Source organism: Terriglobia bacterium, from assembly GCA_036496425.1.
In the GTDB taxonomy this organism is placed as follows: domain Bacteria; phylum Acidobacteriota; class Terriglobia; order 20CM-2-55-15; family 20CM-2-55-15; genus 20CM-2-55-15.
The window spans coordinates 1-3,209 of record DASXLG010000389.1 but is presented as its reverse complement, the minus strand read 5'-3'; the positions used below and the strand labels follow the sequence as shown (position 1 = coordinate 3,209).

The 3,209-nt window shown below is 58.3% G+C and carries 4 protein-coding genes; 1 reads left to right on the top strand and 3 read right to left on the bottom strand.

The window, feature by feature from the left end; genetic code table 11:
• Both VGK48_28620 and VGK48_28615 read right to left on the bottom strand, forming a co-directional pair.
• Positions 1–539, bottom strand: a 539-nt coding sequence (locus VGK48_28620) for a YbhB/YbcL family Raf kinase inhibitor-like protein (GenBank protein HEY2385158.1), incomplete at its 3' end; no start/stop codon positions are given.
• Positions 540–626: 87 nt separating this feature from the next.
• On the bottom strand, positions 627–1,280 hold the full coding sequence (locus VGK48_28615; GenBank protein HEY2385157.1) for a flavin reductase family protein: 654 nt from the start codon (positions 1,278–1,280) through the stop codon (positions 627–629).
• A gap of 153 nt (positions 1,281–1,433) precedes the next feature.
• On the opposite strand from VGK48_28615, the gene phoU reads away from it, so the two are divergent.
• Positions 1,434–2,105, top strand: coding sequence for a phosphate signaling complex protein PhoU (gene phoU, locus VGK48_28610; protein ID HEY2385156.1), 672 nt, complete (start codon positions 1,434–1,436; stop codon positions 2,103–2,105).
• A gap of 17 nt (positions 2,106–2,122) precedes the next feature.
• Here phoU and VGK48_28605 read toward each other — a convergent pair whose 3' ends face one another.
• Positions 2,123–3,091, bottom strand: coding sequence for a mechanosensitive ion channel family protein (locus VGK48_28605; GenBank protein HEY2385155.1), 969 nt, complete (start codon positions 3,089–3,091; stop codon positions 2,123–2,125).
• Positions 3,092–3,209: the final 118 nt, after the last annotated feature.

Here is a 3,209-nt window from a genome sequence, read left to right as displayed (position 1 = left end):
AGATCAAGGGTCGCGTTGAGTGCGAAGAGATCGAAGAAGTAACGGTGGGTGGTGCCGCGAGGAGGGCAGGGGCCGCCGTATCCGATTTTGCCGAAGTCGTTGCGACCCTGGCGTGAGCCATCGGTGAGCTGATTCTGCGTCGGAATTCCAGCAGGTATATCGCTGCTAGTTGGGGGCAGGTTGAACAACACCCAGTGTGTAAAGGTGCCGCTGGGTGCATCGGGATCGGTCACTGTGAGGACAAGGCTTTTGGTTTCGGGGGGCGGAGCAGTCCACCTGAGTTGCGGCGACTGGTCTGCGCCGTCACAAGTAAGCACCTTCGGAATGGTTCCAGCAGCGAGGCTGTCGCTCGAGAGGGTGATGGCGCCGGTGATTGCGGCTGAGGCCGCGGAGCGCGTCGGCGGCGGATCGCTGCTGCGGCAACCTGCAAGGAAGGGAACGGCAAAAAGAAGAACGAGAAGCACGAGCACGCGCAACATGAAGCCCACGGAATGATCAATCAAGCTGGACGGGTGAGTTGATTCGCAGACGTGAGCCACGGAAGCCTCCTTTGCAGTTGTTCCTGGCGGGCCTGACGATTGTGGGGACCAGTATAGCTTTCGCGGAGGCGCATCGGCGACAAGCAGCTATTTCGGTCGGATGAGCTCAATGCGATCGCGGGTGCGCACCCAGGTATTGCCGGCCATGCGGCCGACTGCGTCGAGGCCGGCGGGATCGATACGGAAGTCGTCGACGAGGTCTTCGCGCACGTGGAAGCGCAATACTTCGCCGAGCACGACGACTCCGCTGGAGGGTTGGTCGCCGGTGTAGATCACTTGCAGGAGGCGGCACTCCATTTGCGCGGGCGACTCGGCGACGCGGGGCGGCTTGACAGCTTCGCTGGCTATCGGAGTCAGGCCGGAGAGTCGGAATTCGTCGATCTCCGGGCCGACTTCTGCGGCGGTCAGATTGGCCTGCGCGGCGATGGATTCGCTGATGATATTGATGACGAATTCGCGCGTCTGTTCAACGTTGCGGAGGGTGTCTTTGCGCTGGCCGGCGTTGGCGGCTCCGCCGGGACGGAGCGCGGGGCAGAAGAGCGCAGTTGGGGGCGCAGAGCCAACTCCGGCGAAGAAGCTGAAGGGCGCGAGATTGGCGTTGCCGGCGGCGTCGATGGTCGAAACGAGGGCGATGGGGCGCGGCACGATGATGCCGGTCATCAATTTGTAGATCTGGCGCGGCGGGTGCGCGGCGGGATCGATGCTGAGCATGGACTTTGGTGTCGAAGCCGGATCGTTCATTCTGTTAGCCTAGATCACCGGGCCAGCGTTGTTTCGATTGGCCGGGGGTGCTCGCTTTCATGGGCAAGACGTGTCAAACAGGATGCTCTGAGGGAAATTTGTCTCCTCTTAACACTGGTTGATGCACAATGGTCGATAGGAGAAAAACGGGCCGTGCCGCGGATTCATTTTCAAATTCAGCTTGCTGAACTCAAGGACAAGCTCCTTGCCATGGCTGCTATGGCGCAGCAGGCGGTCGAGTCCGCAGTGGACGCCTACCTTCTGCGGGACAAGGACTTGTGCAAATTCGTCAAGCAGAACGAGACGGCGATCGACTCTGCGCAGCGAGAGCTGGACGAGATGGCGTACGAGCTGCTCGCCAAGGAACAGCCGATGGCGATCGACCTGCGCTTCATCCTAGCGGTGATCAAGATCAATGGCGATCTTGAACGCATTGGCGACCAATCCATGGGCATTTCGCGGCGCACGCGCGACATTATGAAGACTGAGCCGGCGGAGCTGCCGGTGGACTTCAGCGCCATGGGCGAGGTGGCTGGGCGGATGATTCGTACGGCTATCCTGTCGCTCCTGGAAGGCGACGCCCGGCTGGCCGATGCGGTGCGCGAGATGGACGACGAGATCGATCGCATGAACCGCGCTGCCCAGGCGGACCTGCTGAAGATGATCCAGGACCAGCCGAGGTATACGCAGCAGGCGATGAACGGTCTGATGGTTTCACGGAGCCTGGAGCGGATCGCCGATCATGCAGCGAATATCGCGACAGACGTGATCTTCTGGATCCGCGGCGCCGATGTGCGGCACCAGCTTAGCCTGTCGATGGATTGAAGACGTTCCTGTTTTAGCTAAGAGCTAGGTTCGCGAATGGAGCTATCGCGCGATCCGTCCTGGCTCCCTTCCTTCAATTGCTCACCTTCGGGACCTTCAATTCGCAATTGAAAAGGCTTGCTTGCCTCGCCGAAGTAGATGCTGGTGTGGGGGAAGGGAATCTCGATGCCGACTTCGTCGAATTTCTTCTTGATGCGGCGGTTCATTTCCCTGCCGACGGTCCATTGTTGAATGGGCGCCGTCTTGAAGCGGGCCTTGACAATGACGGCGGAATCGGCAAACTTGTCAACCCCGAGAACTTCGAGGGGCGCGAGGATGATGCTATTGAAAGGCTCTTCCTTCATAAGATTATCGGCGATGCCCTTGACGACTTCAATGACCCGATCTGTGTCTTCTTTGTAGGCAACGCCAATATCGAAAACGTAGTAAGAGTAGCCGTGCGACATGTTCGAAAGGGTATTGATAGTTCCATTGCGGAAGACATGTACGGTGCCGTCCTGTCCGCGAAGCACAGTAGTACGAAGGTTAATGGCTTCGACCAGACCACCTGTACCGTTAAGGACAGCGACGTCGTTGACTCGAATCTGATTCTCCAGCAGCATGAACATGCCGGAAATGACGTCTTGCACCAAAGTTTGCGCCCCAAAACCAACCGCCAGGCCGACGACTCCAGCGCCGGCAAGGATGGGCCCTATGTCGAAGCCGCCTTCCTTCAGTGCCATGATGATCGCCAGAATCCAAATGATGATGGACAGCGTATTGCGAATGATGGCACTGAGCGTTGCCGCTCGTTTTTCGAGTTCGATGTCGTGGCCGCCGCGCTGCTTGACCATGTGGGCCACGATTCGCGTGCGAAGACGCGGGAACCATTTTTGGATGAGGCGACCGGTAATCCAGGCAATCATCAGGATTACGAGGATACGAACGAGGTGGCCGGCCGCTGCATAGATCTGATCGAGTGGGGGAAGCGTGAAATACTTCAACAACTTTAGATTCTCCTGACCTGTGCGAAATCGCGATCTCTTCTGTTTTTCAATAGATTGAACTCGTCCGCAAACGGAGCTGTTTTGTTTCGAACAATAGCCGCGAGATTCTCAGCGGCGA